Origin of the sequence: Bacteroides ovatus (assembly GCF_001314995.1) — a bacterium.
Lineage (GTDB): Bacteria > Bacteroidota > Bacteroidia > Bacteroidales > Bacteroidaceae > Bacteroides > Bacteroides ovatus.
In genome coordinates this window covers 5,251,737-5,277,320 of the sequence record NZ_CP012938.1, presented here as the reverse complement: position 1 = coordinate 5,277,320, position 25,584 = coordinate 5,251,737, and the positions used below count along the sequence as shown (strand labels likewise).

Annotated in this window: 24 protein-coding genes; 23 read left to right on the top strand and 1 reads right to left on the bottom strand. The window is 44.2% G+C overall.

Annotated elements, in window-relative coordinates:
* Window positions 1–18 precede the first annotated feature (18 nt).
* From Bovatus_RS19930 to Bovatus_RS19845, 18 genes are read left to right on the top strand one after another with little or no spacing between them, the layout of a single operon-like run.
* Complete coding sequence (locus Bovatus_RS19930; protein ID WP_004297293.1) at window positions 19–1,089, top strand: class I SAM-dependent methyltransferase; 1,071 nt, start codon at window positions 19–21, stop codon at window positions 1,087–1,089.
* Entirely contained in the window at window positions 1,086–1,523 is a 438-nt protein-coding gene (locus tag Bovatus_RS19925; RefSeq protein WP_052587878.1) for a hydroxymyristoyl-ACP dehydratase, read from the top strand. Before Bovatus_RS19930 ends, Bovatus_RS19925 begins: the two co-directional genes overlap by 4 nt.
* Window positions 1,520–1,963: an acyl-CoA thioesterase gene (locus Bovatus_RS19920; RefSeq protein WP_004305454.1), complete on the top strand. Its 444-nt coding sequence runs from the start codon at window positions 1,520–1,522 to the stop codon at window positions 1,961–1,963. The genes Bovatus_RS19925 and Bovatus_RS19920 overlap by 4 nt, the downstream gene beginning before the upstream one ends.
* The gene (locus Bovatus_RS19915; RefSeq protein WP_052587874.1) at window positions 1,948–3,720 is read left to right on the top strand and encodes a beta-ketoacyl synthase N-terminal-like domain-containing protein; all 1,773 of its coding nucleotides are present in this window, start codon (window positions 1,948–1,950) and stop codon (window positions 3,718–3,720) included. Before Bovatus_RS19920 ends, Bovatus_RS19915 begins: the two co-directional genes overlap by 16 nt.
* Window positions 3,713–3,994: a phosphopantetheine-binding protein gene (locus Bovatus_RS19910; protein ID WP_004297289.1), complete on the top strand. Its 282-nt coding sequence runs from the start codon at window positions 3,713–3,715 to the stop codon at window positions 3,992–3,994. Before Bovatus_RS19915 ends, Bovatus_RS19910 begins: the two co-directional genes overlap by 8 nt.
* Window positions 3,995–3,997: 3 nt before the next feature.
* Window positions 3,998–5,188, top strand: coding sequence for a beta-ketoacyl-[acyl-carrier-protein] synthase family protein (locus Bovatus_RS19905; protein ID WP_004297288.1), 1,191 nt, complete (start codon window positions 3,998–4,000; stop codon window positions 5,186–5,188).
* 24 nt (window positions 5,189–5,212) lie between these two features.
* A complete protein-coding gene (locus tag Bovatus_RS19900) occupies window positions 5,213–6,211 on the top strand; it encodes a beta-ketoacyl synthase chain length factor (protein ID WP_004297287.1) in 999 nt (332 codons plus the stop codon).
* The gene (locus Bovatus_RS19895) at window positions 6,208–6,885 is read left to right on the top strand and encodes a polysaccharide deacetylase family protein (RefSeq protein WP_004297286.1); all 678 of its coding nucleotides are present in this window, start codon (window positions 6,208–6,210) and stop codon (window positions 6,883–6,885) included. Before Bovatus_RS19900 ends, Bovatus_RS19895 begins: the two co-directional genes overlap by 4 nt.
* 13 nt (window positions 6,886–6,898) lie before the next feature.
* Window positions 6,899–7,534, top strand: coding sequence for a LolA family protein (locus Bovatus_RS19890; protein WP_004323602.1), 636 nt, complete (start codon window positions 6,899–6,901; stop codon window positions 7,532–7,534).
* On the top strand, window positions 7,509–8,069 hold the full coding sequence (locus Bovatus_RS19885) for a hypothetical protein (protein ID WP_004324728.1): 561 nt from the start codon (window positions 7,509–7,511) through the stop codon (window positions 8,067–8,069). Before Bovatus_RS19890 ends, Bovatus_RS19885 begins: the two co-directional genes overlap by 26 nt.
* Before the next feature lie 3 nt (window positions 8,070–8,072).
* Window positions 8,073–8,507: a 3-hydroxylacyl-ACP dehydratase gene (locus Bovatus_RS19880; protein WP_004297282.1), complete on the top strand. Its 435-nt coding sequence runs from the start codon at window positions 8,073–8,075 to the stop codon at window positions 8,505–8,507.
* Window positions 8,504–9,694 carry a DUF2062 domain-containing protein gene (locus tag Bovatus_RS19875; protein WP_004297281.1) on the top strand — a complete coding sequence of 397 codons (1,191 nt, stop codon included), beginning with the start codon at window positions 8,504–8,506 and terminating at the stop codon, window positions 9,692–9,694. Before Bovatus_RS19880 ends, Bovatus_RS19875 begins: the two co-directional genes overlap by 4 nt.
* Window positions 9,691–13,548, top strand: a complete 3,858-nt coding sequence (locus tag Bovatus_RS19870) for a trifunctional MMPL family transporter/lysophospholipid acyltransferase/class I SAM-dependent methyltransferase (RefSeq protein WP_004297280.1) — start codon at window positions 9,691–9,693, stop codon at window positions 13,546–13,548. Before Bovatus_RS19875 ends, Bovatus_RS19870 begins: the two co-directional genes overlap by 4 nt.
* A gap of 1 nt (window position 13,549) precedes the next feature.
* The gene (locus Bovatus_RS19865) at window positions 13,550–15,040 is read left to right on the top strand and encodes a phytoene desaturase family protein (RefSeq protein WP_052587873.1); all 1,491 of its coding nucleotides are present in this window, start codon (window positions 13,550–13,552) and stop codon (window positions 15,038–15,040) included.
* A complete protein-coding gene (locus Bovatus_RS19860; protein ID WP_004297278.1) occupies window positions 15,033–16,730 on the top strand; it encodes a C45 family peptidase in 1,698 nt (565 codons plus the stop codon). Before Bovatus_RS19865 ends, Bovatus_RS19860 begins: the two co-directional genes overlap by 8 nt.
* The gene (locus Bovatus_RS19855) at window positions 16,714–18,009 is read left to right on the top strand and encodes a phenylacetate--CoA ligase family protein (RefSeq protein ID WP_004297277.1); all 1,296 of its coding nucleotides are present in this window, start codon (window positions 16,714–16,716) and stop codon (window positions 18,007–18,009) included. Before Bovatus_RS19860 ends, Bovatus_RS19855 begins: the two co-directional genes overlap by 17 nt.
* A gap of 56 nt (window positions 18,010–18,065) precedes the next feature.
* Window positions 18,066–18,635: a hypothetical protein gene (locus Bovatus_RS19850; protein ID WP_059365526.1), complete on the top strand. Its 570-nt coding sequence runs from the start codon at window positions 18,066–18,068 to the stop codon at window positions 18,633–18,635.
* Window positions 18,636–18,652: 17 nt separating this feature from the next.
* Window positions 18,653–19,393 carry a hypothetical protein gene (locus Bovatus_RS19845; RefSeq protein ID WP_004297275.1) on the top strand — a complete coding sequence of 247 codons (741 nt, stop codon included), beginning with the start codon at window positions 18,653–18,655 and terminating at the stop codon, window positions 19,391–19,393.
* Window positions 19,394–19,670: 277 nt separating this feature from the next.
* Here Bovatus_RS19845 and Bovatus_RS19840 read toward each other — a convergent pair whose 3' ends face one another.
* On the bottom strand, window positions 19,671–20,531 hold the full coding sequence (locus tag Bovatus_RS19840) for a phosphodiester glycosidase family protein (protein WP_004297274.1): 861 nt from the start codon (window positions 20,529–20,531) through the stop codon (window positions 19,671–19,673).
* A gap of 263 nt (window positions 20,532–20,794) precedes the next feature.
* Between Bovatus_RS19840 and Bovatus_RS19835 the strand changes: the two genes are divergently transcribed.
* The 5 genes from Bovatus_RS19835 (at window position 20,795) to Bovatus_RS19815 (ending at window position 25,549) form a co-directional block, all read left to right on the top strand.
* Window positions 20,795–21,016: a DUF3791 domain-containing protein gene (locus Bovatus_RS19835; protein ID WP_004305471.1), complete on the top strand. Its 222-nt coding sequence runs from the start codon at window positions 20,795–20,797 to the stop codon at window positions 21,014–21,016.
* 23 nt (window positions 21,017–21,039) lie between these two features.
* On the top strand, window positions 21,040–21,495 hold the full coding sequence (locus Bovatus_RS19830; RefSeq protein WP_004297271.1) for a DUF3990 domain-containing protein: 456 nt from the start codon (window positions 21,040–21,042) through the stop codon (window positions 21,493–21,495).
* Window positions 21,492–21,722, top strand: coding sequence for a hypothetical protein (locus Bovatus_RS19825; protein ID WP_004297270.1), 231 nt, complete (start codon window positions 21,492–21,494; stop codon window positions 21,720–21,722). Before Bovatus_RS19830 ends, Bovatus_RS19825 begins: the two co-directional genes overlap by 4 nt.
* 205 nt (window positions 21,723–21,927) lie before the next feature.
* Window positions 21,928–23,646, top strand: coding sequence for a single-stranded-DNA-specific exonuclease RecJ (recJ, locus tag Bovatus_RS19820; protein WP_052587872.1), 1,719 nt, complete (start codon window positions 21,928–21,930; stop codon window positions 23,644–23,646).
* Window positions 23,639–25,549 carry a RecQ family ATP-dependent DNA helicase gene (locus Bovatus_RS19815; RefSeq protein ID WP_004297268.1) on the top strand — a complete coding sequence of 637 codons (1,911 nt, stop codon included), beginning with the start codon at window positions 23,639–23,641 and terminating at the stop codon, window positions 25,547–25,549. Before recJ ends, Bovatus_RS19815 begins: the two co-directional genes overlap by 8 nt.
* Window positions 25,550–25,584 lie beyond the last annotated feature (35 nt).

Below are 25,584 nucleotides of genomic sequence, written 5' to 3'. Positions count from 1 at the left end.
AGATATAACAAAATAAAGATGCAACAGAATCAATATGATAAGGAACCGTTGACCGCGGTAGAGGCACAACGCTTGGCACAAGAAATAGCTTTCGGGCCCATCGTGTTTCAGGTATCACGCCTTATGCTCAAATTCGGTATTTTCCAGTTACTAGCCGACGAACGTGCAGGCATGACACAAGAAGAAATCAGCAAGGCTTGTGGCCTGTCTTCTTATGCAACACAAGTTTTGCTGGAAGCCTCATTAACGATCGGTACCGTATTGCGGCACAAAAACCTTTACCGCCTTGCCAAAGCCGGATGGTTCCTGCTCAACGACAGGATGGTACGTGTCAATATGGATTTCAACCACGATGTCAACTATCTGGGAATGTTCCATCTCGAAGAGGCTCTCACCAACGGACGTCCCGGAGGGCTGAAAGTATTCGGCGAATGGAGCACTATCTATGAAGGGCTGTCAAGCTTGCCCTCACAGGTACAAAAGAGCTGGTTCGGTTTCGATCATTATTACTCGGATTGCTCGTTTGACGAAGCTTTGGCAATTGTTTTCGCCCGTCATCCCAAGACTTTACTGGATGTGGGAGGTAATACCGGTCGATGGGCAACCAAGTGCGTAAGCTATGACGACGCAGTGGAAGTAACTATTATGGACCTTCCGCAACAATTGGAGATGATGCGTCAACAAACTAAAGAACTGCCCGGAGCAATGCGTATCCACGGGTATGGCGCCAATCTGCTCGATCCCGAAGTTCCTTTCCCGACAGGGTTCGATGCTATCTGGATGAGCCAGTTCCTTGATTGTTTCTCGGAAGAAGAAGTAACCAGCATACTGACCCGTGCAGCCCGCTCTATGAGCCGGGAGAGCCGCCTCTATATCATGGAAACTTTCTGGAACCGGCAAAAGTTTGACACAGCCGCTTATTGCCTGACACAAATCAGTCTTTATTTCACAGCCATGGCAAATGGTAACAGCAAAATGTATCATTCGGATGATATGGAACGGTGCATCAAAGCAGCGGGATTGGAAGTTGAAAAGATAGATGACCATTTAGGAATGGGACACAGCATTGTACAATGCAGATTGAAATGAACAACAGGGAAGTTATCATACAAGGAGAAGGAATGCTCAATTTGATTCCACAGCGTCCGCCCATCGTGATGGTGGACAGTTTCTTTGGTATCGAAGAGAATCATTCCTATTCCGGACTGACTGTTACTGCTGATAATATTTTCTGCGAAACCGGAAAACTGCAAGAGGCAGGAATTATCGAACACATCGCTCAATCGGCAGCGGCACGTATCGGATTTCTTTATACCCGGCAGGGTGAAAAAGTACCGTTAGGGTTTATCGGTTCGGTGGACAAACTTAAAATCCACGATTTGCCAAAGATCGGGATGAAACTATTTACGGAGATTACCGTTGTACAAGAGGTATTCGACATTACATTGATTTCTGCACAAGTGAAAGTGGAAGACAAGCTGATAGCTGAATGCAGGATGAAAATATTTATAAAAAAAGAATGAAACGGAAAACGAATCAACAGGTTGCAGCTTTGACTAACCGGACTACCTTCAGAGTGCGGTTCAGCGAAATAGACTCCATGCAGATTGTATGGCACGGTGAGTATGTGCGCTATTTTGAAGATGGAAGAGAAGCTTTTGGCAAACAGTATGGTTTGGATTATATGAGTATTTACCGGGAGGGATACATGGTTCCTATCGTGGATTTAACCTGTCAGTTCAAACAATCACTATCTTTTGGTGAAGAAGCGATTGTCGAGACGCGCTATATTGCCTGTGAGGCAGCCAAGATAAAATTTGAATACGTTATCTACCGGGCTACCGACCAGAGTATAGTAGCTACCGGAAGCACCATACAAGTGTTCCTGAACCTGAATAAAGAATTGGAGCTTATGAACCCTCCGTTTTATCTGGAATGGAAAAAGAAATGGAATATCCTTTAAATATATACATCACAGCCCATACGCTGATTAGTTCGTTAGGTTTCGGCATCCCGGAAAACCTGGAGGCCATCCATAACTACCGAAGCGGAATCCGTATGCAAGAAGCCGGCCTAATTTCCGATCATCCCCTATTGGCGGGAATGATTGATTCTGTGGAATTGGAAAAACGGGCGAAGCTGATGCAGATTACGGATTATACCCGAATGGAGCAATTATTCATACTGGCTATCCAAGAGGTTATTTCTCAATCGGGAGCCGACTTGCGGGAACCGGATTACGCCTTGTTATTATCTACCACTAAAGGAAATGTTGATTTATTGAGTGAATTACCTGCTGACAGTCCGGTTTTTCTTTGGAAAATGGCGGAGCGAATCGGAGATTTCTTTGGAGCGACAAATCAGGTAGAGGTCATCTCCAATGCCTGTATATCAGGAGTCTCGGCACTAATCGTCGCTAAGAGATGGATAGAATCAGGACGTTACAAACGAGTGATTGTGGCAGGTGGGGATATTCTTTCTCATTTCATTACCAGCGGCTTTCTATCGTTTCGATCTGTCAGCGCACACCTTTGCCGACCATACGATATACAACGGGATGGATTAAGTCTGGGCGAAGCCTGTGGAGCTGTTCTTTTAGAAACTCAAGGAAACGCGAATCATATTATTCTCTCCGGAGGAGCAATCAGCAATGACGCCAACCATATATCCGGTCCTTCCCGAACAGGGGACGGTTTAGCTCTAGCCATTAATCAGGCAATGGAAGAAGCCGGAGCACTCCCCGAAGACATTAGCTTTATCAATGCACACGGAACAGCTACGGTTTACAATGATGAAATGGAATCCAAAGCCATACATCTGGCGGGATTAGCTGCAGTTCCGGTGAATAGCCTCAAGCCCTATTTCGGTCATACATTAGGAGCTTCGGGCATTATCGAAACCATACTTTGCATAGAGCAACTAAAAGAAGGAAGATACTACGGAACTTTAGGGTATGAAACACTCGGTGTTCCCATGCCTATCACTGTCTATGCCACTCATCAGCCGATACCGATGAAATGCTGCATCAAAACTGCTTCCGGTTTCGGAGGCTGTAATGCCGCACTGGTATTATCCCTCCCCGATGCTCACCTGAAACAGAAAGTAAACTTGCAGGCAACCGACAAAGCGAGTGCTCCGTCAGTTTGCAAAGCAGTGGTGGAATCGGGCAACATGGTCACAATCAGGCCAGGAGCAGTAGAAAGTAAAGGAACAACTGTATTCAGCTCTTCGGAAACTGACTTTGCACCGTTCATCCGGGAAGCATACAAGCATCTGGGAGAAAACAATATGAAGTTCTATAAGATGGACAACCTCTGTAAGCTGGGATATGTAGCTGCCGAATATTTACTGAAAAATACACACCACCGTCCGGAAGAGATTGGAATCATTCTTGCCAATGCTTCTTCCTCTCTGGATACGGACTGCAAACATCAGGCAATCATCAGTAAAGAAGGGGACAAAGCAGCCAGTCCTGCCGTGTTTGTCTACACTCTCCCCAATGTAGTATTGGGAGAAATCTGTATCCGGCACAAGATTCAGGGAGAGAATACATTCTTTGTCCGTCGGCAATCCGATGCTGCCTCATTAGAGGATTATGCAAGGATTGTGATGGCAAAAGGTAAGTTACGCACCTGTATCATAGGCTGGTGCGAACTACTGGACGGACATTATCAAGCAGAATTTAAACAACTTAATAATATATCAACGATTTATGGATAATTTAGATCAAACCAAAAGAGAACTGATGGACGAAGTGAAAGGGAAACTAATCGAAGAGTTGAACCTTGAAGAAATCACTCCGGAAGATATTGACAATGAAGCCCCTCTGTTTGGCGACGAAGGTCTTGGCCTCGACTCCATTGACGCACTCGAAATCATCCTGATTCTGGAACGCGAATACGGTATAAAGATAGAGAACCCCAGTGAAGGAAAACAAATCTTCTACTCGGTACGTACACTGGCAGACTACATCATTGCTAATCGCAAAGCTTAACCGATGAAGATATACGTCACCGGATTGGGAGTTGTTTCGGGCATCGGTATCGGAGTTTCCGAAAATATAGAAGCGTTGAGACAAAGAAAGCATGGCATCGGAAAAGTAACTCTTTTTCCGACTGCTCTCGATGTGCCCGTATCCGAAGTGAAACGTAGCAATGAGGAACTAAAGCAACTGATCTCTTTACCTCCGCAACGCACTGTATCACGTACGGCCTTGTTGGGAATGATAGCAGCCAAAGAAGCAATGAAAGATGCGGGACTCACACCACCATTACGTATCGGTTTTATTTCCGCCACTTCCGTTGGCGGCATGGATTTGAGCGAGCACTTCTATGAATCTTTCAAGAAAAACCCGGGACAGGGACGGTTACGGGAAGTAATTTCACACGACTGCGGAGCCAGTACAGAATTGATTGCTTCGTATTTGGGTATCAATGATTTTATAACCACCATCAGTACAGCCTGCTCGTCAGCAGCCAATGCCATCATGCTGGGAGCAAGAATGATTAAACACGGGCTACTGGATGCTGCTATCGTGGGAGGTACGGATGCACTTTGCCGGTTTACGCTCAATGGATTCAACTCCCTGATGATTTTGGACAAAACACATTGCCGTCCCTTTGACCGCTCACGTACCGGATTAAATCTGGGAGAAGGTGCCGGTTACTTAGTGCTTCAATCGGAAAGTTCACTCCAAAGAACTCCTTATTGCGAACTTAGCGGTTACGCCAATACGAATGAGGCTTATCATCAAACAGGAAGTTCTCCTGAAGGGGACGGTGCCTTTCTGTCAATGAGTGAAGCTATCGCTTCCAGTGGTATTTCCCTTGAAGAAATCGATTATATCAATGTACATGGAACAGGTACTCCCGGCAATGATGCGTCAGAAGGCATGGCGCTCCGAAGAATCTTTGGAGAACACGTTCCGCCATTTAGTTCGGTAAAAGCTTTTATCGGACATACCTTAGGAGCTTCCGAAGGAATTGAAGCTGTTTACTCCGTTCTTTCAATAGATAAAGGGCTGATTTATCCCAACCTGAACTTTACGGATGCGATGCCGGAAACAGGACTGATACCGGAAACCTCTTTTCAAGAAGGAATCCCCATCCGACATGTGTTATCCAACTCTTTCGGTTTCGGAGGAAACGATTCATCGCTCCTCTTTTCCGCAACGAATTTTCCAGCATAAACGCACCTTTAAGTATTTAAGCCTATGCAGCCAGTTTATATTCAACGCATCGCTTCCATTCATCCGCCAAAGGATCATTCACCAGGAAATAATCGCCCTTATCTTCAGGCTTGCGAACCCGATTATAAGGATATTATCACCAATGCGACCTTGCGCAGACGCATGAGCCGTATCGTAAAAATGGGGGTGGCTTGCGGATTGGAATGTATGGGTGAACTATCTCCTGAAAAGATACAAGGAATCATCACAGCAACAGGATTGGGCTGCTTGACAGATACGGAAAAATTCCTGAACAACCTATTGGATAATGAAGAGCGGATGCTGAATCCTACTCCTTTTATCCAGTCGACATTCAATACAATCGGTGCACAAATAGCTCTGATTCATCAAATACATGCCTACAACATGACTTATGTCCACCGTGGTCTTAGTTTTGAAAGTGCTTTATTGGACGCTATGATGAAAATAGGAGAAGGAAGCGAGAATATACTTGTGGGAGCCATCGATGAAATGACAGAAACCAGTTACACGATTCAGCAACGGCTGGGAGTGCTGAAAGGGATAGCAGCCGGAGAAGGTGCTCAATTCTTCCTGTTAAGTCGGGAAGCCGGAGAGCATCCGTTGGCTGAAATACAGGGAATCGAAACTTTCATAGGGAAACAGACTACAGAAGAAATCAGCTCCCGAATCATCCGTTTTTTGCAACGAAATGGTTTAGAATGTCAGGATATTCAGTGGTTGGTTACCGGGAAAAACAAGAAGCCACACAATCAAGATGACTCTCACGAGCAAACTGTTGACAATGGCAACTCTATTTATGAAGAGCTTGAAACAAACCTTTTCCCGGAAAGTGTTCATCTTAGTTTTAAGAATGAATGTGGTGAATATCCTACCGCAACATCGTATGCGGTATGGAAAGCAGTGAACGAATCGGCCAACTGCACTACCTCGACCCATATATTGATTTATAATCATCACCACTCCATCAATCATTCATTGATTCTAATCCGGAAAAGCGTATGATAATCGTTTGCCTCCTTCTTTGCTTGCTCTTGCTCCTGTCTTTTCTCGTTTATGCCTCTTATAGCATTCAATCGGGAATTTACCTCCGGTCATTTTGCAAAAAGCATACTGCGGAAAAGATTGTCGCCCTGACTTTTGATGACGGCCCCGACTCCCTACAGACTCCCAAAGTTCTGCAGGTACTAAAAGAATATCAGGTAACCGCCTGTTTCTTCTGTATCGGTCATAAGGTAAAAGGGAATGAAGCAATCTTGCAAAAAATGGTGGCAGAAGGTCATCTGATTGGAAATCATTCGCATACCCATTCCGGTTTATTCCCGCTATACGGGCTCTCCAAGATGAAAAAAGACTTGCAAACTTGTCAGTGTGAACTAGAACGAGTAACTTCGCAGCCGGTTAGTTTGTTTCGTCCGCCGTTCGGTGTCACTAATCCAACGATTGCGAAAGCCGTTCGACAGTTAGGATATACCCCTATAGGATGGAGCATCCGTACACTGGATACACAACAAGCACCGGATAAAGTCCTTGCCAGGATTCGGAAACATCTTGAACCGGGAGCCATTATTCTGTTGCACGACCGGATGCCTGACAGCGACCAGCTAGTGAAACAAATCTTGGATTTGCTGAAAGAACAAGGATATACCGTTGTCCGTCCGGACAAACTATTGGCATAAAATAAAAAAAGGTATGAGAACTTTATTAATATATTTATCGCTTTTCTTCTTGTCAATAGCCTCTATCCATGCCCAGAGCATGAAAAAGATGGCGCAAAAGACAGAGTTTGAAAGCCGCCTGGCAAAGGAGGCGCAAACCGTAGAGTCCATCGAAAGCGATTTCACCCAAGTGAAATATCTCGATGTATTCGATGAGAAGGTTACTTCCAAAGGGAAGTTCTACTACCAGAAGACCCATAAAATCTGCATGGAATATTTCCGCCCGATGGATTATCTCATCGTGATAAACGGCAGTAAGCTCAAAATCGTTTCGGATGGCAAGAAAAGTATCATGAATCTTAGTTCGAACAAAATGATGGCACAGATGCAGGATATGCTGACCGCGTGTATGATAGGCGACCTGTCTAAAATGTCGTCCAACTACCTGCTGGAGTATTTTGAAGACGCACGATACTATCTGGTTAAAATAAAACCGACCAACAAAGCGGTACAAGCCTATATTGCCGGTATAGAAATCTATCTGGACAAGAAAGATATGTCGGTACACAAACTCCGTCTGTCCGAAACAGCCACAAACTATACAGAATACGAATTCTATAATAAAAAGTTCAACTCCCTGAAGAATGAGACGAAGTTTGCGATTCGTTAGTCTGATGGTTCTGCTGTTCTTATGGATACAGATCCAGACTTCCTGCTCTCCACGGATGAGCGGGGAAGGAAGTACTGTGCTCCCCGCTATCGAACTAACACAAGGAGAAAGCTCGCAAAAATACAATATCCAACTGGATTTCATGAAACATCACATGAGCGGTATGCTAATAGTACGCCGTATGCCTGATAACGAAATCCGGATCGTAGCGTCTACCTACTTCGGACTAAGCCTTTTCGATTTTTCTCTTCGCAACGATCAGTTTACTGTCAACAGTTGCATTGAACCCATGAAAAAGGAAAAGGTGCTGAAACTTCTGGAGATGGATTTCAGACGTCTGTTCTTAAGTGGGAAAGATACTCGTGTGAAAGCGACCAAAGACAGTGCTACTGAAAAAAGAACCAGTGGAAAAGGCTTTGGAAAGTCAGTGGTCTACATCACTGGCAATACTCCGGGCGATCCCGCACAAATAAAAATCAAACATCCGTGGATTCGGTTAACGATCCGTCTGGACAAACTATCTAAAGAGATTTAATATATGCTACTTGATAACTTCTATACCATCCTTTCCTCCGAATCATCGGACTCAACGATCTGGACTATCCAGATAAAGTTGAATCCCGGGCATCCTGTTTATCAGGGACATTTCCCCGGACATCCGGTAGTTCCGGGAGTTTGCCTATTACAACTTATCAAGGAATGTGTAGAAGACATTCGCCAGCAAAAATTGCAAGTAACACAAGTGTCTTCCTGCAAGTTTCTTTCGGCTATCAATCCGATAGAAACACCGCACATTTCGATGGCACTGACTTTTAAAGAGACAGAAGAAGGTACACTTCAGTTGCAAGCGGAAGGGAGTGTAAAGAAGGAAGCTGTAAAAAAGAGTACAGTGAAAGAGAGCACTGTAGAGGAAAATACCGTAAAGGACGAATGTTTCATTAAATTAAAAGCTGCACTTACCCCGACAGTATGAAGGAACAAATAAGTACAGCCTATTGGCACGAGAAGTTGAAACAATTAGGGATCATCGTTATCATCCCAAGTTACAACAATGGAAAGACACTGGCGGACGTCATAGAAAGTGTACGTTTCTACGCCCCCGATATCCTTGTTGTCAACGACGGTTCTACAGATGAAACTGCCGGAATACTTAGCCGAGAATCTAACTTACATACCATCACCCACCCTGCCAATCAAGGAAAAGGAGTAGCTTTGAGACATGGACTATCCTTTGCCAAAAAGCAAGGATTTCGGTATGCAATCACCATTGATTCTGACGGACAGCATTTCGCTTCGGATATTCCCGCATTGATCGAAGCCATAGAAAAAGAACCGGACACATTATTGGTAGGTGCCCGTAACCTCGCCTCGGACAATATGCCGGGAAAGAATACATTTGCCAATAAGTTTTCCAACTTCTGGTTTACCCTCGAAACAGGTATCAAACTGCAAGATACACAATCCGGCTACCGCCTGTACCCCATCCAACGAATGAATGTGGACAAGTGGTATTACACCGCCAAATACGAATTTGAGCTGGAAGCACTTGTCTTTGCAGCCTGGGGAGGCATTACCGTTAAAAACATCCCGGTACATGTTTATTATCCGCCACAGGAAGAGCGGGTTTCTCATTTTCGACCGTTCCGTGATTTCACCCGTATCAGTATCCTGAACACAGTACTGGTGCTCGTCACTTTGCTTTGGATCATCCCCCGAAACTTCTTCCGTAAACTGACCTGGAAGAACTGCAAGCAGTTTTTCTCGGATCATGTCACCCACTCCCCCGAATCTAATCTGCGGATCACGGCTGCCATCACACTCGGCGTATTCATGGGTATCGTTCCGGTATGGGGATATCAAATGCTAATCACGTTATTTCTGGCACATTTGTTCAGACTGAATAAAATCATAGCTATTGTAGCAGCCAATATCAGTATCCCTCCGATGATTCCATTTTTGCTGTACGGCAGTTACGTAACCGGTTGCAAAGTGCTGGGAGATCCTGTCAATCTGCATTTAAACGAACTTTCTTTTGAAAATGTAAAATCAGTCATAGAGCAATATTTAATAGGAAGTGTTATCTTTGCAGTCGTATGCAGCATACTGGCAGGAACCATCGCGTTCATTCTGCTCACGGCGTGTAGGAAAAAAAAGATATGACCCAGTTTTTTATCGGACTATATGATTATTTCGAGAGGCACAAGATTCTGTTCTATTTGTCACTCATCAGTTGTGTCCTGTTAATGGGATTCTTTGCCCTGCAAGTAAGGTTCGAAGAGAACATCACACAATTTTTCCCCGACACTAAAGATTCCCAGAACACAATCAAAGTGTTCGACAATCTCAAGATTAAGGATAAGATTATCATTATGTTATCCTCGGCAGATACCTGCCACCGCGTAGAACCCGACTCCCTGATAGAAGCAGCCGGACAACTGCAACAAACCCTGACTGAAAAAGCCGGAGGAAAACTGATTAAAGGAATTTTCGCACAGGTAGACCAAAGCCTCATCCAAGGAGCCACAGACTTCGTTTATGAACATCTCCCGCTTTTCCTGACAGATACGGACTATCAACGCTTCGATTCCTTACTGACGGATAAAGGGATACAGGCTGTCATGCAGAAGAATTATACCAACCTCCTCTCTCCTGCCGGAATTGCATTAAGAAGTTATATTCTCCGGGACCCGCTCGGACTGGGAAGCGAAACCCTGAAACATTTGCAAGATTTCCAGTTGGAAGCCAACTACGAGATTTATGACGAACATATCTTCTCCAAAGATGGCTCCACCTTACTTATGTTCATTACCCCGGTATTCAGTACAGGCAGCACCGGAAAGAACGACGAACTGATAAAGATACTCGAAGAAGAGCTCAAGCACGTACAGGGAGAATCTCCTACCATTCGAGCTGAATATTTCGGCGGTCCCTCCGTGGGAGTCTACAACGCCCGTCAGATTAAGAAAGATACCATCCTGACCTCCTCCCTGGCACTGCTTATCATCATTGTATTTATCTCACTCGTTTTTAAACGAAAGAGATCGATACCTTTGATTATTACTCCGGTACTGTTCGGAGGATTATTTGCCCTGTTTCTCATTTTCTTTATTAAAGGAAGTATCTCCGCCATTGCAGTGGGAGCCGGTTCGGCAGTGATGGGTATTGCACTAAGCTATTCCATTCACATGCTGGCACATCAGAACCACGTTTCCACCGTACAACAACTTATTAAAGAGATAGCCTATCCGCTTACGGTAGGTAGTTTCACCACCATCGGCGCATTTCTGGGATTGATATTCACCAGTTCCGATCTGTTACGCGACTTCGGATTGTTTGCCTCTCTGGCATTGGTGGGCACCACCCTCTTCTGTCTCATTTACCTGCCTCATTTTCTGAAAGGACAGGCAGACGTCAAACAGGGACGCATACTACGCATCATCGAGAAAATAAACGCTTATTCTTACGAAAAGAATAAATGGCTGGTAGGCGGCATCCTCCTCATTACAGTAATCTGTTTGTTTACTTCGCAAAAGGTGGGCTTCAACAACGATATGATGAGTCTCAACTATGAGCCCCGCCATCTCCAACAATCAGAAGAAAAATTACTGCAACTCTTCGACAACGACGAAAAGACCGTGCTTTTTGTCAGTGTGGGAAAAGACATGAATCAGGCTACCGAAACTTATGCAACAACCAATCAGAAGTTATCTATACTGAAAGAGCAGGGACTCATCAAAGAGTATGCCTCCGCCTCACAGTTTCTGATCTCTCCGCAAGAGCAGCAAAAACGCCTGAAGAAATGGAAAGATTACTGGACGGATGAAAAACAGCAACAAGTCCGTGAACAGTTGGAAACAGTTGCCGCCGAATATCGTTTCCGCCCGGGAAGCTTCGAACCTTTTTATCAATGGATGAACCAGCCTTTCGGTGAATATCATTACACCGCGCAAGAAGACGATTTATCCGGCAAGCTATTGAATGAATGGCAAACCTCTGCCGATTCCATCACCATGCTTATCAGCCAGATACGGATCAGCGAACCGAATAAGGAAGCTGTGTACCAGAACTTTAATAAAGACCCGAATGTAGTCATCTTCGACCGTTCCTATTTTGCCAACAAATGGGTATCGGCCATCAATGACGACTTTTACCTGATTCTGTACATCTCTTCTTTCCTCATATTCTTTGCACTATGGTTCTCCTACGGACGTATCGAACTTACCCTGATGAGCTTTCTCCCGATGCTAATCAGCTGGGTAATCATCTTGGGATTGATGGGAATTCTGGGGATTGAGTTCAATATTATCAACATCATCCTGTCCACCTTTATCTTTGGCATTGGAGATGACTTCAGTATCTTCATTATGGACGGGCTACAAAACAAATACCGTACAGGTCAGAAGGTGTTGAATTCCCATAAAACAGCCATCTTCTTCTCCGCCTTCACCACAGTGGTCGGTATGGGAGCACTTGTGTTTGCCAAACACCCGGCTTTGCAATCCATTTCCCTGATTTCCATTCTGGGTATGATAGCAGTGGTACTGGTGGCTTATACCATTCAGCCACTCATTTTCCGGTTCTTCATCGCAGGCCCCGCTTCCAAAGGATTACCGCCTTATACGCTTATCGGATTGATACGTACCGTGTTGCTCTTCCTGCTTTTCTTTATCGGCTGCATCGTCCTCCGTATATTGATTATTCTGCTTTATCCGGTGCCTGTGCGCAAAAGCAGCAAGCAGCGTTTGGTGTGCCGCCTGATACAAATCACCTGCAAAGGAATTCTGCTACTGGCCACCGCCGTCAAAAAAGAACATATCAACAAAGCCAACGAACGCTTCCGGCATCCGGCAATTATCATTGCCAACCACCAGTCGTTCATCGACATTCTGGTACTGCTGTCTCTTTCGTCTAAAATCCTGATGGTGACCAACCATTGGGTATGGCACTCTCCTTTCTTCGGAGCCATCATTCGTTATGTCGACTTCTATTATATAGGCGAAGGATACGAGCAATATATGGAACGGATGCGGAAAAAAGTGAAGGAGGGCTACTCCATCGCCATTTTCCCGGAAGGCACACGTACCTATAACGGAAAGATGAAACGTTTCCACAAAGGAGCATTCTATCTGGCAGAAGCATTGAAACTGGATATTCTGCCGATCCTGCTTTACGGTAATAACAAAATCATTGCCAAAGCACAGCCTTTCAATATCCGGAAAGGAATCATCTATACAGAAATACTTCCCCGTATACCACTAGACGATCTGTCTTTCGGAAGTACTTATCAGGAGCGTACCAAACGCATATCCGCTTACATGAAAGAGGTTTATGCCCGTATCTGCCGTGAACAGAACACGACGGACAATCCGGCGTTCTACGAAGCTCTTATCCAGAACTATATCTATAAAGGTCCCGTCGTAGAATGGTATATCCGTATTAAAGTAAAGATGGAAAAGAATTACCGGCTATTCAACCGGTTGATTCCCGTCCAAGGGCAAATCACAGACATCGGTTGCGGCTTCGGCCCGTTATGCTATATGCTGTCTCTGCTTTCCGAGGACCGGGAAATCCTGGGTATTGATTACGATGAAGACAAGATAGCGCTGGCGCAGCACGGATGGTTACGCAACGAGCATCTCCAGTTCAAGCATGGCAATGCATTGGAATATCCCCTGCCGGAAAGTGATGTCTTTATCCTGAACGACATGCTTCACTATATGAGCTACGAACATCAACAAACCCTATTGTTGAAATGTGCCGGTCGCTTGCGTTCACAAGGAATGATTATCATACGCGACGGAAATTCAGCCAACGCTTCCAAGCACCGGTTAACCCGGTTCACGGAATTACTATCCACCCGTATCTTCAACTTCAACCGGACAACCGGAGAACTGTATTTCACCACTGAAACCCAATTACGGGAAATAGCAGTCACCTGTGGAATGGCTGTCGAAATCATTCCTAATGACAAATATACATCAAACACCATTTACATATTTAGAAAACCGAACTAGTATGAGCAAATATGACATCATCATTATCGGCAGCGGCCTTGGCGGACTGGAATGCGGAGCGATTCTTAGCAAAGAGGGATTCAACGTATGCGTAGTAGAAAAAAATGCGCAATTCGGCGGATGCTTCCAGACTTACCAACGAAAAGGGCATCTGTTAGATACGGGTATTCATTATGTAGGAAGCCTGGATGAGGGTCAAGTGATGAACCAGTATTTCCGCTATTTCGGTATCATGGACAAGCTGAAAATAAAACGCTTGGACGATGCTGCTTTTGATACGATCTACTATAAAGGAAAAACATACGATTATGCAATGGGATACCCGCAGTTTATTGAAACCATCTGCCGTTCCTTCCCGCATGAGAAAGAAAACTTGAAATGCTATGCCGAACAGCTTCAAGCTGTCGGAAACCTGATTAGCGTAGACCACCTGAAACAAGGCACACTCGCTTTGGAGGGTATGAAATACTTTTGTACCTCTGCCGCCCACCTGATTGCGGATATCACTCCGGACCCCGCCTTACGAAATGTACTGGCAGGTTCAGCTTTACTCTACGGAGGTTTGAAAGATGTCTCCACTTTCTACCAGCATGCCATGATTAATCACTCCTATATTGAAGGCGCCTACCGTTTTGTAGACGGAAGTATGCAAGTCAGTCTGGAGCTAATCAATGTAATCCGGGCAAACGGAGGGACTGTGCTCAATAACAGTGAAGTCACCCGCATCATCGTTGAAAACGAAAAGGTACAAGGGGTTATCATCAACGGGGAAGAGCGACTGGAAAGCGACTTCGTCATCTCCAATATGCATCCCCAACGGACATTGGAGATACTGGATAAAAACCGTAGCATCAAGAATGCCTATATTTCCCGCATCCGTTCGCTGGAAAACACCTACGGCATTTTTACGCTCTACCTGGTAATGAAGAAAAAAAGCACTCCTTATCAGAACCGCAACCTGTATCTGCATGCGAACAATAAAGTGTGGTATGATAAACTGCTCTATCCGGGACGGACTACCAACTGTATGATTTCCATGCAAGCGTCTTCCGAGGACAGTCAATATGCCAGTGTCATTTCCATCCTGACACCTATGTATATAGATGAACTGTCTGCCTGGAAGGACACGACTCCCGAACATCGGGGAGAAGACTACCAATCCTTCAAAAAGGAGAAAGCAGAACAGATTCTCCGCTTCATCCGAGGACATGGCATTGACCTTTCAGAAAACATAGAAGAGATGTATACCACTACTCCATTAAGCTATCGGGACTATACAGGAACAGTGGATGGTTCCGCGTATGGGATTATCAAAGATTATAAATGTCCGCAAATTGGTTTCGTATCTACAAGAAGCCGCTTGGGAAATCTCTTTCTCACCGGGCAAAACCTGAATGTGCATGGTGCATTAGGGGTAACACTAACTGCCATGCTGACTTGTGCGGAGTTTGTAGGACAAGAATATCTGGCTAAAAAAGTAGGAAATGCATAGAATAGTCAAAAAGACACTCCAATACACGGGCTTCCTTTTCCTGTCGCTCATTGTTCTATTGATAGCCGGAATCAGCTATCTCTACTTTTCTGCGGATATGCAAACGCCCAAACATGAGCAAAGCATGACCACAGACAAAGTGATTGATATAGACAGTCTCCACCTCCGGCATTATGGAGATAACTTTCTCCGGCACAGCGACAGCGGCTTATGGGAATTGTTTGTGAAAGGGGATGCTTTCCAGAGAGGAGAAGCTATCGGGCAACTGTCTTCCGACCTGCTCCACCATCAAGAGAAAGTGTTCGTGGATCAAATTCGTGAGATTGTTCCTTCAGACAGTTATCTGAAATTCCTCCGGTTCTTCATTGTATTATTCAACCGTAATCTGGGTGAGAACGTCCTCGAAGAATACCGCGACGAGATTTACGGAATCTCGCTATCATGTACACATGAGTACGACTTCATCGGCACTCCTTACGAACGCCAGTTGAATTACCATTCGGCACACGACCTGGGACATGCCATGCAAGATTATATGTTAGTGGGATGCAGTTCGTTCGCCACTTGGGGAACACAAAGTGCAGATTCATCCCTGCTGATCGGACGTAACTTCGATTTCTACGTAGGAGATGCCTTCGCAGAGAACAAGCAGGTGGCTTTTTATGTACCGGAGCAAGGATACAGGTTTGCTTCCGTCGGATGGCCCGGTATGATAGGAGTGTTATCCGGCATGAACGAGACAGGTCTTACCGTGACAATTAATGCTGCCAAATCTGCTGTCCCCACAGGTTCCGCCACCCCCATTTCCATCCTGACCAGAGAGATTCTGCAATATGCAGCCACTATTGATGAAGCCTTTGCCATCGCCAAAAAACGGGAAACATTCGTCTCCGAATCCATATTGATAGGTTCTGCCAAAGATGGCAAAGCCGCGATTATCGAGAAATCTCCGGAGAAAACTGTGCTTTTCACCGGAAAAGAAGCCAATCGGCTCATCTGCACCAACCATTACCAATCGGAAGAATTCAGCAAGGACGAACGAAACATGGAAAATATCCGCACTTCCGACAGCCCATACCGTTTTGCACGATTAACGGAACTCATTAATGAGGATCTTCCGATCGATGTCTCCAAAGCCGCCTCTATCCTGCGTGACCACAAAGGCCTGCAAAACACAGACCTGGGACTGGCCAACGAAATGGCCATCAATCAGTTTATTGCCCATCATTCCGTCATCTTCCAACCGGAGAAACGGCTGATGTGGGTATCGACCTCTCCCTGGCAATGTGGGAAATACGTAGCCTATGACCTGAATAAGATATTCAAAGACACGATTGATTGGCAACACGAAATATACAGTTCCGACCTGACCATTCCGGAAGATAAATTCATCGACACACCGGAGTTCCAGCATCTTCTCACGTATAAGAAACTGACTCCGCTTTTATTGAAGAAAATCAGAAAAAAGGAACAGATAGAGGAATCTGTTTTAAAAACATACCAAGCCTCCAATCCTTCCCTATACTATGTATATGAAGTAATAGGAGATTACTACGAGGCCATGCAGCAACCTCAACAAGCCATTGCATACTGGCAACAGGCATTGAAGAAATCCATTCCCAAGTTGCAAGAGAAAGAACGTATCCAACAGAAAATTCAAAAACAATCCAAAGATGGAAAAGAATCCTGAAATTCAGTTCCGCTCACCGGAAGATATCAAAAGCTATCAGGAAGAACAGTTAGCCAAAGCGTTAGCCTACCTGCAAGCACATTCCAAGTTCTATCAACAGATGTTTGCCGAACATCACATTGATATCAATCAAATAAAGACGATTGAAGACTTGCAACAGATCCCCGTCACTACCAAGACGGACTTGCAACTCCATAACGATGATTTCATCTGCGTAGACAAAGAGGAAATTATCGACTATGTGACGACTTCGGGCACATTGGGAGATCCGGTCACTTTCGTTCTCACCTCTGAAGACCTGGACCGTCTCTCTTACAACGAATACCTATCTTTCACCACCACCGGATGCACTAAGCAGGATATTCTTCAATTGATGACTACCATCGACCGCCGTTTCATGGCAGGCTTGGCTTATTATATGGGAGCCCGCGAACTGGGTATGGGAGTGATCCGTGTAGGCAACGGCATCCCGGAACTGCAATGGGACACAATTCGACGGATACATCCGACTTGTGGAATGGTAGTCCCCTCTTTCCTTATCAAACTGATAGAGTTTGCCGAAAAGAATCATATCAACCATAATACCTGTTCCATGCAGAAGTGCATCTGTATCGGAGAAGCATTGCGCAATCAGGAATTCCAGTTGAATACGCTCGGACAGAAAATACACGATAAATGGCCTGCCTTGCAGTTGTATTCCACTTATGCCTCCACCGAAATGCAGTCGTCCTTTACCGAGTGTAATGAATTCCACGGAGGGCATTTGCAACCGGAACTTATCATTGTAGAGTTTCTGGATGATAACAATCGTCCTGTGGAAGAGGGAGAAGCAGGGGAAGTGACGATCACGACGCTCGGAGTCAAAGGTATGCCGTTGCTCCGTTTCAAAACAGGTGATATTTGTTACCACCACACCGATCCCTGTGGTTGCGGGAGAAATACCATCCGCCTAAGCTCCATCCTCGGTCGGAAAGGGCAAATGATTAAATACAAAGGAACAACGTTATATCCGCCTGCATTATTCGACATTCTGGATAATATACCTTCGGTAAAAAACTATATTATTGAAGTTTATACCAATGAATTGGGAACGGATGAGATTCTGATTCGTATCGGAAGCGAGAACCGTAGCGAAGCCTTTGCCAAAGAGATTAAAGATCTGTTCCGTTCGAAAGTCAGAGTGGCGCCAAGCATCAATTTTGAATCGGCAGAGTACATTGCCAAGATACAAATGCCTCCGATGAGTCGAAAAACGATAAAATTCATTGATTTACGATAATTATTTTCTACTTTTGGAAGTTAGTAACCAACTATATCACTTTAACATTAACGTATATGAAAAAACTTATTCTATTCTTATTCTTGAGCACGAGCCTGTTCTGTTTCGGACAAGGCAAGAGTGCATTGAAAGACATTCAGTCTATTAAGTTCTATGGGGTAGACTACTCCCAAGTAAAAATTTTCGGTGCAGATGAATCACCGGCACAATTCAAAGATGCTTTCAGACGTATCAATGAACTGTTCATCACAGAAGCTAAGAAGTATAACGTAGGAAAACAATTGAAAAAAGAAGTGACAGAGATTTCACTGGATGCCGTTAATCAGGTGAACGAAAACATCGACCTGACCGAGCTAATGACTGCTAAAAGAAAATATACTCTTAGTAAAGAGCAAATCAAAGCAGCCATCAACGCATTGCCTATCCAGAAAACACCCGGAGTAGGTATGGTGTTTATCGCACAGTTCCTGGACAAATCAAACAATAGAGGTACGTATGAAGTCGTATTCTTCAATACCGAAACAAAGGAAATCATTGAAGAATGGATAACAGATGGAAAAGCACGTGGTTTCGGATTACGCAACTATTGGGCAGGCTCTATTCATAGCGCACTCAAGAAATTATAAACCAATAACATATAAACATGAGAAAACTACTATTAGTACTGACCTTATTGTTAAGTATCAGTACTTATGTCGCAGCACAGAACTACACAGAAGTAGTGTATTTAAAGAATGGCAGCATTATCAAAGGAGTAATCATTGAACAAGTGCCCAATGTTTCTTTAAAAATCAAAACAAGTGATGGCAGCCTCATCATCTGTCAGATGAGTGATGTGACTAAAATCACAAAAGAAGAGCGGTACACAAGAGATTATCGTAAAGATACCAACGACCGCAAAGCCGCAAGAAATACATTAAAAGGCTATAAGGGTTTTGTAGACTTTGCATATATTGGCGATGTGAGTGACTACAATGCCTCTAAAATTGAATTATCAACCACACATGGTTATCAGTTCAACAATTATTTCTTTGTAGGTGGCGGTGTCGCTCTCAACTACTATACAGATGCAGATCTTGTTGCAGCACCCATCTATGCCAACTTCAGAGCTAACTTCATCAACAAAAAAGTGACTCCGTTTGCCGACGTAAAAGCCGGATATGCTGTAGGAGACATAGAAGGAGCGTATGCTTCAATAGGAGTAGGAGTACGTTTTTCTTTAAAAGGAAAAAAGGCCTTGAATTTAGCTTTGATATATAACTTCCAAGATTATGACACCACAACGGATTATAGTTACAGCTATGGAGGACATTATTATCATAACACTTGGGATGATACATGGGAGTTACATGGAGTAGGAATTAGATTCGGATTTGAATTCTAAGTCTGTTTGCAATACAGATAAATTTCTTACCCTACTATTGCTTTTCACTAATTAATTTTGTATCTTTAGTAATTTTCATCCTTTTGAAGATAGCTAGTCACCTTATAGAATGATAAATGTCACCCTATAAGGTGACATTCGTCTTTTTATAAAGTGCCCATTGTCCCGTTACAACGGGACGACTACCCGACTGCATAAAAAATCACTAGTTTCTGCACTGAAAAGTCTTAATCTATGCACTGAAAGACCTTAAATACAATGATGAATAATGGAAACGTTATTGATGCGTTATATAAAGAATATTAGGAACTTTACGTTCGCCGGCATGGTCAAACCGCCCATTGTCACAAGGATAATTAACGACTCCATTATCCGATGCACCGGACAACCAAAGAGTAGTAGATCCACCTCCATCCAAATTTAATGCATCCTCCCCCCCTAAAACACGAATCAGATGTGCCAATTCCGGAATATTCACTCCTCCTGCTTGTTCAGGAAAACGCCCGTCTACCGTTATCAACAGTATTTTTCCATCCTTAGTAGTAGCAACAGCACTACGAGGGTGCTTCGTCCGGATAAAATTCGGTTCACACGAGTTCCAATCACAAACCTGTCCGTCTTTCAACATTAACGGACCGGAAGCTAGTATCGTACCTGCTTTGCCTTTATAATTCTTTTCTATCTGTTTGTTCCAAGGAATTAATTTCATTCCCCTTTTGCGCACACTAATGGCTCCTGTGACACGCTGTTTAAACTCACTCTGCAGCGTTGTATCAATAACTTGGCGATCCGTCTTCAGGAAACAGACCGAGTTTCCCCGTTTCATGTCAAAATAGGAGCCATTAATGGCTGCAATAGCGTTATATTCAGAAGCAATCTTACTTGTTTCTTTCATTTTATCCGAAACGGCAACATCAACTTTCAAGCCCGCACCGGGATCAACTTCTATCAGACTAACAGACTGGGGTCCCTGATACAATCGGGGGATAGAAGCATACTTATAAATGAGTCCTTTTTGAGGACTTTCCACCTTCCATTGGGCAGATACGATTGCCAAAGAATCGGATGCGGTTTGCCCTTTCAATGTTCCGATAGAACATAAAATCAAGATAGCAATTAACAAGTTTCTTTTTATCATAGATAGAGAAATGAATCATTTAGGCCGCTAAAGCTAGTTAATAATCGCCATTCATCCAAAAATCCCTGTAACTTTCCGCTCGCTCCATTTTCTCTACCTCCCTTTTTTACTATCCAGATAATCCATATCTTCTGACTGCATCTAATTCAGAGTGAGCAACAGAGCTTTAAGTCAACTTTTAATAGCTTCTTATTTTTGATATTGCAGAGTTTTTCCTATCTTTGTTTTCGGAAGGTAATACAAATGAAGAAAGGAGAACCATGATGTCTCGCATAGAGAAAAACAAATTGAATTTTACTGTAGCTTTAATCGCAGAGTTCGCAGCGACTTATCAAATCAAGCAAAAACAGGCATTCAACTATTTGAATCGTTTTAAAGGCCTTGTTTTTTTACAAAAACACTATGAAGTAATGCACACACAATCTTTCGAAGATTCTATTGAAGCTTTATCAATGGTATGCCGTAGAAATGGAGGACAACTGTAATGAAGCTATAACATGGTTCAAATATGGAAATAAACAAGCCGGACCTATCTCGTTCAAAGCCCTTCAAAGACTTTGGCCAAGGATTTTATCTTTCTCCCGGTTATGAACAGGCACATGCCTTAGCCAAACAAAAAACCGATCAATTACAATCCGGAGAGCCATGTGTGACCATCTTCGAACTGGAAGATCAAATAATAAAGACTTCAGATCTGCAAATAAAAATATTCGATGATTACTGTGAAGAATGGGCACAGTTCGTTTTACTCAACCGCGACCGTAGCCATACACATCCTGCACACACTTACGATATAGTCATTGGTCCTATTGCCGACGACGGAGTAACCTATCAGTTACGTCGTTACAGCATGGGAGACATTTCAATGAGCAGATTGATTGAAGAACTAAAATATGCCAACGGGTTGACCATACAATATTACTTCGGCACTGAACATGCCCTTTCATACCTAAAGAAACTATGAAGCTGACGAATACACAAATAGAATGTATGATTGAAGATTTAAGTAGTGAAATCATACGGATACTCATGGAGGAATGGCAGTATAATATGACGCAAGCAATGGAAATCTACTACAATTCCGACACCTTTGAGCGTTTGAGTGATCCGACTACGGGACTTTATTACCAAAGTGCCGGTTACGTGTACGACTTTCTAAAAAAAGAACTGACCACAGGACAAGTTAGTTAGAATAGAGTTTCACACTTGCTTGTCAGCATCCCATATCTTTCACAAGTAAAAAAGCTACCTTTATCAAACCTCTGTTTTCTACAGCCTTGAAATATTTTCGTCTTATCTACTATACACTTCCGCTTTTTTTCGTACTTTTACCCCTTGTTGGAAAGAAGTGCCTTTTCAACCCTTGAGAACAGAAAAAGAAAAAACAATATATAAAATGAATCACAAATGGAATTATCGACCCATTACACCCGAACAGGCAGAGACAAGCCAGACATTGGCCCAGGAACTAGGGATTAGCCCGATACTTGGACAACTTTTGGTGCAGCGGGGAATTACGAAGGCAGCAGATGCCAAGAAGTTTTTCCGCCCGCAATTGCCCGACCTGCATGATCCGTTCCTGATGAAGGATATGGATATTGCAGTAGAACGTCTGAACAGGGCGATGGGAAAGAAAGAACGTATTCTAATTTATGGAGATTATGACGTAGACGGTACTACTGCCGTAGCATTGGTCTACAAGTTTATTCAACAGTTCTATTCGAACCTTGATTATTACATACCCGACCGATACAATGAAGGGTATGGCATTTCTAAAAAAGGAGTGGACTATGCCGCAGAAACCGGCGTAGGACTGATTATTGTACTCGATTGTGGAATTAAAGCAGTAGAGGAAATCACTTATGCCAAAGAGAAAGGGATTGATTTCATCATCTGCGATCATCATGTACCGGATGATGTGCTTCCGCCTGCCGTAGCTATTCTGAACGCCAAACGCCTGGACAATACGTATCCGTACACTCACCTTTCCGGTTGTGGAGTCGGCTTCAAGTTTATGCAGGCATTCGCTATCAGTAACGGTATCGAGTTCCACCACCTGATTCCTTTGCTTGATATTGTAGCCGTGAGTATTGCATCGGACATCGTTCCGATTATGGGTGAAAACCGTATCCTCGCCTACCACGGTCTGAAGCAACTGAACAGTAACCCGAGCATTGGTATGAAGGCTATTATCGACGTATGCGGACTTTCTGAAAAGGAAATCACCGTCAGCGATATTGTGTTTAAAATCGGACCGCGCATCAATGCATCAGGACGTATTCAAAACGGAAAAGAAGCCGTAGACCTGCTGACGGAAAAAGATTTCTCGATAGCGCTTGAGAAAGCCGGACAAATCAACCAGTACAACGAAACCCGGAAAGACCTCGACAAGAGTATGACGGAAGAGGCAAACAACATCGTTGCCAATCTGGAAGGATTAGCCGATCGCCGCTCCATCGTGCTCTACAACGAAGAATGGCACAAAGGAGTGATTGGTATCGTAGCTTCCCGTCTGACAGAAGTGTACTACCGCCCTGCCGTGGTACTGACCCGGACGGATGATATGGCAACAGGCTCCGCACGTTCAGTTTCCGGCTTCGACGTATATAAAGCAATCGAACATTGCCGCGACCTGCTGGAAAACTTCGGAGGGCATACATACGCCGCCGGACTGTCGATGAAAGTGGAGAATGTGGATGCCTTTACCAAACGGTTCGAAGAATACGTTTCACAGCATATCCTGCCGGAACAAACCAGTGCTGTAATCGAAATTGATGCTGAAATCGACTTCAGGGATATTTCATCCAAGTTTTTCAACGACCTGAAGAAGTTTAATCCTTTCGGTCCTGATAACACGAAACCCATTTTCTGCACTCATCATGTCTATGATTATGGAACGAGTAAAGTGGTGGGACGTGACCAGGAACATATCAAGCTCGAACTGGTTGATAATAAGTCGAATAATGTAATGAACGGTATTGCGTTCGGACAGAGTTCGCATGTGCGCTATATCAAAACGAAACGCTCGTTCGACATCTGTTACACCATTGAAGAAAACACGCACAAGCGTGGTGAAGTACAACTTCAAATCGAGGATATAAAGCCGATTGAATAAGTATCAGGAGATATTAAAACAATATTGGGGATATGACTCCTTCCGCGACTTGCAGGAGGAGATCATCACCAGTATCGGCGAAGGCAAAGATACACTGGGACTTATGCCGACCGGAGGCGGTAAGTCCATCACTTTTCAAGTGCCTGCTCTCGCCCAGGAAGGGATTTGCATTGTCATTACTCCTCTCATCGCCCTGATGAAAGATCAGGTGCAAAACCTGCGTAAACGCGGCATCAAGGCGCTTGCTGTCTATTCGGGCATGACGCGGCAGGAGATTCTCACTGCTCTTGAGAATTGCATCTTCGGTAATTATAAATTCCTCTATATTTCTCCGGAACGTCTGGACACGGACATATTCCGTACCAAACTGCGATCAATGAAAGTCTCCATGATTACGGTCGACGAAAGTCACTGTATCTCACAATGGGGATATGACTTCCGTCCTGCTTACCTGAAAATTGCCGAAATACGGGTATTGCTACCGGGAATTCCGGTACTGGCACTTACAGCCACCGCCACTCCGGAAGTAGTGAAGGATATTCAAGCTCGCTTGGATTTCCGTGAAGAGAATGTTTTCCGCATGAGCTTCGAACGGAAAAACCTGGCGTATATCGTCCGACAAACGGATAACAAAACTCAAGAGCTGTTGCATATCTTACGAAAGATACCCGGCAGTGCCATTATCTATGTCCGCAACAGACGACGCACCAAAGAAATCACCGAGTTACTGGTAAACGAAGATATTACCGCCGACTTCTATCACGCCGGACTGGATAATGCCGTAAAAGACCTCAGACAAAAACGCTGGCAAAGCGGAGAAGTTCGTGTAATGGTAGCTACAAACGCCTTTGGAATGGGGATTGATAAACCCGACGTGCGTATCGTATTGCATCTCGATCTCCCCGACTCTCTCGAAGCTTACTTCCAGGAGGCCGGTCGTGCAGGAAGAGACGGTGAAAAAGCGTATGCTGTGATCTTATACACCAAAACGGACAGAACGACGCTACACAGGCGCGTTGTGGATACTTTCCCCGACAAGGAGTATATTCTCAATGTCTACGAACATCTGCAGTATTACTATCAGATGGCAATGGGCGACGGTTTCCAATGTGTCCGCGAGTTTAATCTGGAAGAGTTTTGCCGGAAGTTCAAATACTTCCCGGTTCCGGTAGACAGTGCACTGAAAATATTGACTCAAGCCGGCTATCTGGAATATACGGACGAACAGGATAATGCCTCTCGTATTCTTTTCACGATTCGCCGGGACGAACTATACAAATTGCGAGAAATGGGAACGGAAGCCGAAGCACTGATACAGACGATTCTCCGCTCTTACACCGGAGTATTCACCGACTATGCCTATATCAGCGAAGCAACCCTGTCCATACGTACCGGACTGACCCGCGAACAAATTTATAATATACTGGTCACGCTTACCAAACGTCGTATCGTGGATTACATTCCGCACAAAAAGACACCTTATATTATATACACCCGCGAACGGCAGGAACTTCGTTTTGTGCATATTCCTCCTTCCGTCTACGAAGAACGCAAAGCCCGGTATGAAGCCCGCATCAAAGCGATGGAAGAGTATGTCACTTCGGAGAATGTGTGCCGGAGCCGGATGCTGCTCCGTTACTTCGGAGAGAAGAACGAGCACAACTGCGGACAATGCGATGTTTGTCTTAGTCACCGTGCAACCGATGCCCTGACCGAGAATTCTTTCGATTTCGAGGAACTGAAAAAGAAAATATCAGAATTACTCACCCAGAAACCGCTGACACCAGTAGAAATAGCCGATAAGATAGAAGCGGAAAAAGAGAGCATCAGCGAAGTCATCCAATATTTATTGGAGGAAGGTGAATGGAAGATGCAGGATGGAATGATACATATTTCAAAATAAGTTACTACCTTTGCAAAGTAACTCAAAAATAACAC

Coding starts and splice junctions, on each gene's coding strand:
- Bovatus_RS19930 (WP_004297293.1), top strand. CDS start 19: ATGCAACAGAATCAATATGATAAGGAACCGTTGACCGCGGTAGAGGCA.
- Bovatus_RS19925 (WP_052587878.1), top strand. CDS start 1,086: ATGAACAACAGGGAAGTTATCATACAAGGAGAAGGAATGCTCAATTTG.
- Bovatus_RS19920 (WP_004305454.1), top strand. CDS start 1,520: ATGAAACGGAAAACGAATCAACAGGTTGCAGCTTTGACTAACCGGACT.
- Bovatus_RS19915 (WP_052587874.1), top strand. CDS start 1,948: ATGGAATATCCTTTAAATATATACATCACAGCCCATACGCTGATTAGT.
- Bovatus_RS19910 (WP_004297289.1), top strand. CDS start 3,713: ATGGATAATTTAGATCAAACCAAAAGAGAACTGATGGACGAAGTGAAA.
- Bovatus_RS19905 (WP_004297288.1), top strand. CDS start 3,998: ATGAAGATATACGTCACCGGATTGGGAGTTGTTTCGGGCATCGGTATC.
- Bovatus_RS19900 (WP_004297287.1), top strand. CDS start 5,213: ATGCAGCCAGTTTATATTCAACGCATCGCTTCCATTCATCCGCCAAAG.
- Bovatus_RS19895 (WP_004297286.1), top strand. CDS start 6,208: ATGATAATCGTTTGCCTCCTTCTTTGCTTGCTCTTGCTCCTGTCTTTT.
- Bovatus_RS19890 (WP_004323602.1), top strand. CDS start 6,899: ATGAGAACTTTATTAATATATTTATCGCTTTTCTTCTTGTCAATAGCC.
- Bovatus_RS19885 (WP_004324728.1), top strand. CDS start 7,509: ATGAGACGAAGTTTGCGATTCGTTAGTCTGATGGTTCTGCTGTTCTTA.
- Bovatus_RS19880 (WP_004297282.1), top strand. CDS start 8,073: ATGCTACTTGATAACTTCTATACCATCCTTTCCTCCGAATCATCGGAC.
- Bovatus_RS19875 (WP_004297281.1), top strand. CDS start 8,504: ATGAAGGAACAAATAAGTACAGCCTATTGGCACGAGAAGTTGAAACAA.
- Bovatus_RS19870 (WP_004297280.1), top strand. CDS start 9,691: ATGACCCAGTTTTTTATCGGACTATATGATTATTTCGAGAGGCACAAG.
- Bovatus_RS19865 (WP_052587873.1), top strand. CDS start 13,550: ATGAGCAAATATGACATCATCATTATCGGCAGCGGCCTTGGCGGACTG.
- Bovatus_RS19860 (WP_004297278.1), top strand. CDS start 15,033: ATGCATAGAATAGTCAAAAAGACACTCCAATACACGGGCTTCCTTTTC.
- Bovatus_RS19855 (WP_004297277.1), top strand. CDS start 16,714: ATGGAAAAGAATCCTGAAATTCAGTTCCGCTCACCGGAAGATATCAAA.
- Bovatus_RS19850 (WP_059365526.1), top strand. CDS start 18,066: ATGAAAAAACTTATTCTATTCTTATTCTTGAGCACGAGCCTGTTCTGT.
- Bovatus_RS19845 (WP_004297275.1), top strand. CDS start 18,653: ATGAGAAAACTACTATTAGTACTGACCTTATTGTTAAGTATCAGTACT.
- Bovatus_RS19840 (WP_004297274.1), bottom strand. CDS start 20,531: ATGATAAAAAGAAACTTGTTAATTGCTATCTTGATTTTATGTTCTATC.
- Bovatus_RS19835 (WP_004305471.1), top strand. CDS start 20,795: ATGTCTCGCATAGAGAAAAACAAATTGAATTTTACTGTAGCTTTAATC.
- Bovatus_RS19830 (WP_004297271.1), top strand. CDS start 21,040: ATGGAAATAAACAAGCCGGACCTATCTCGTTCAAAGCCCTTCAAAGAC.
- Bovatus_RS19825 (WP_004297270.1), top strand. CDS start 21,492: ATGAAGCTGACGAATACACAAATAGAATGTATGATTGAAGATTTAAGT.
- recJ (WP_052587872.1), top strand. CDS start 21,928: ATGAATCACAAATGGAATTATCGACCCATTACACCCGAACAGGCAGAG.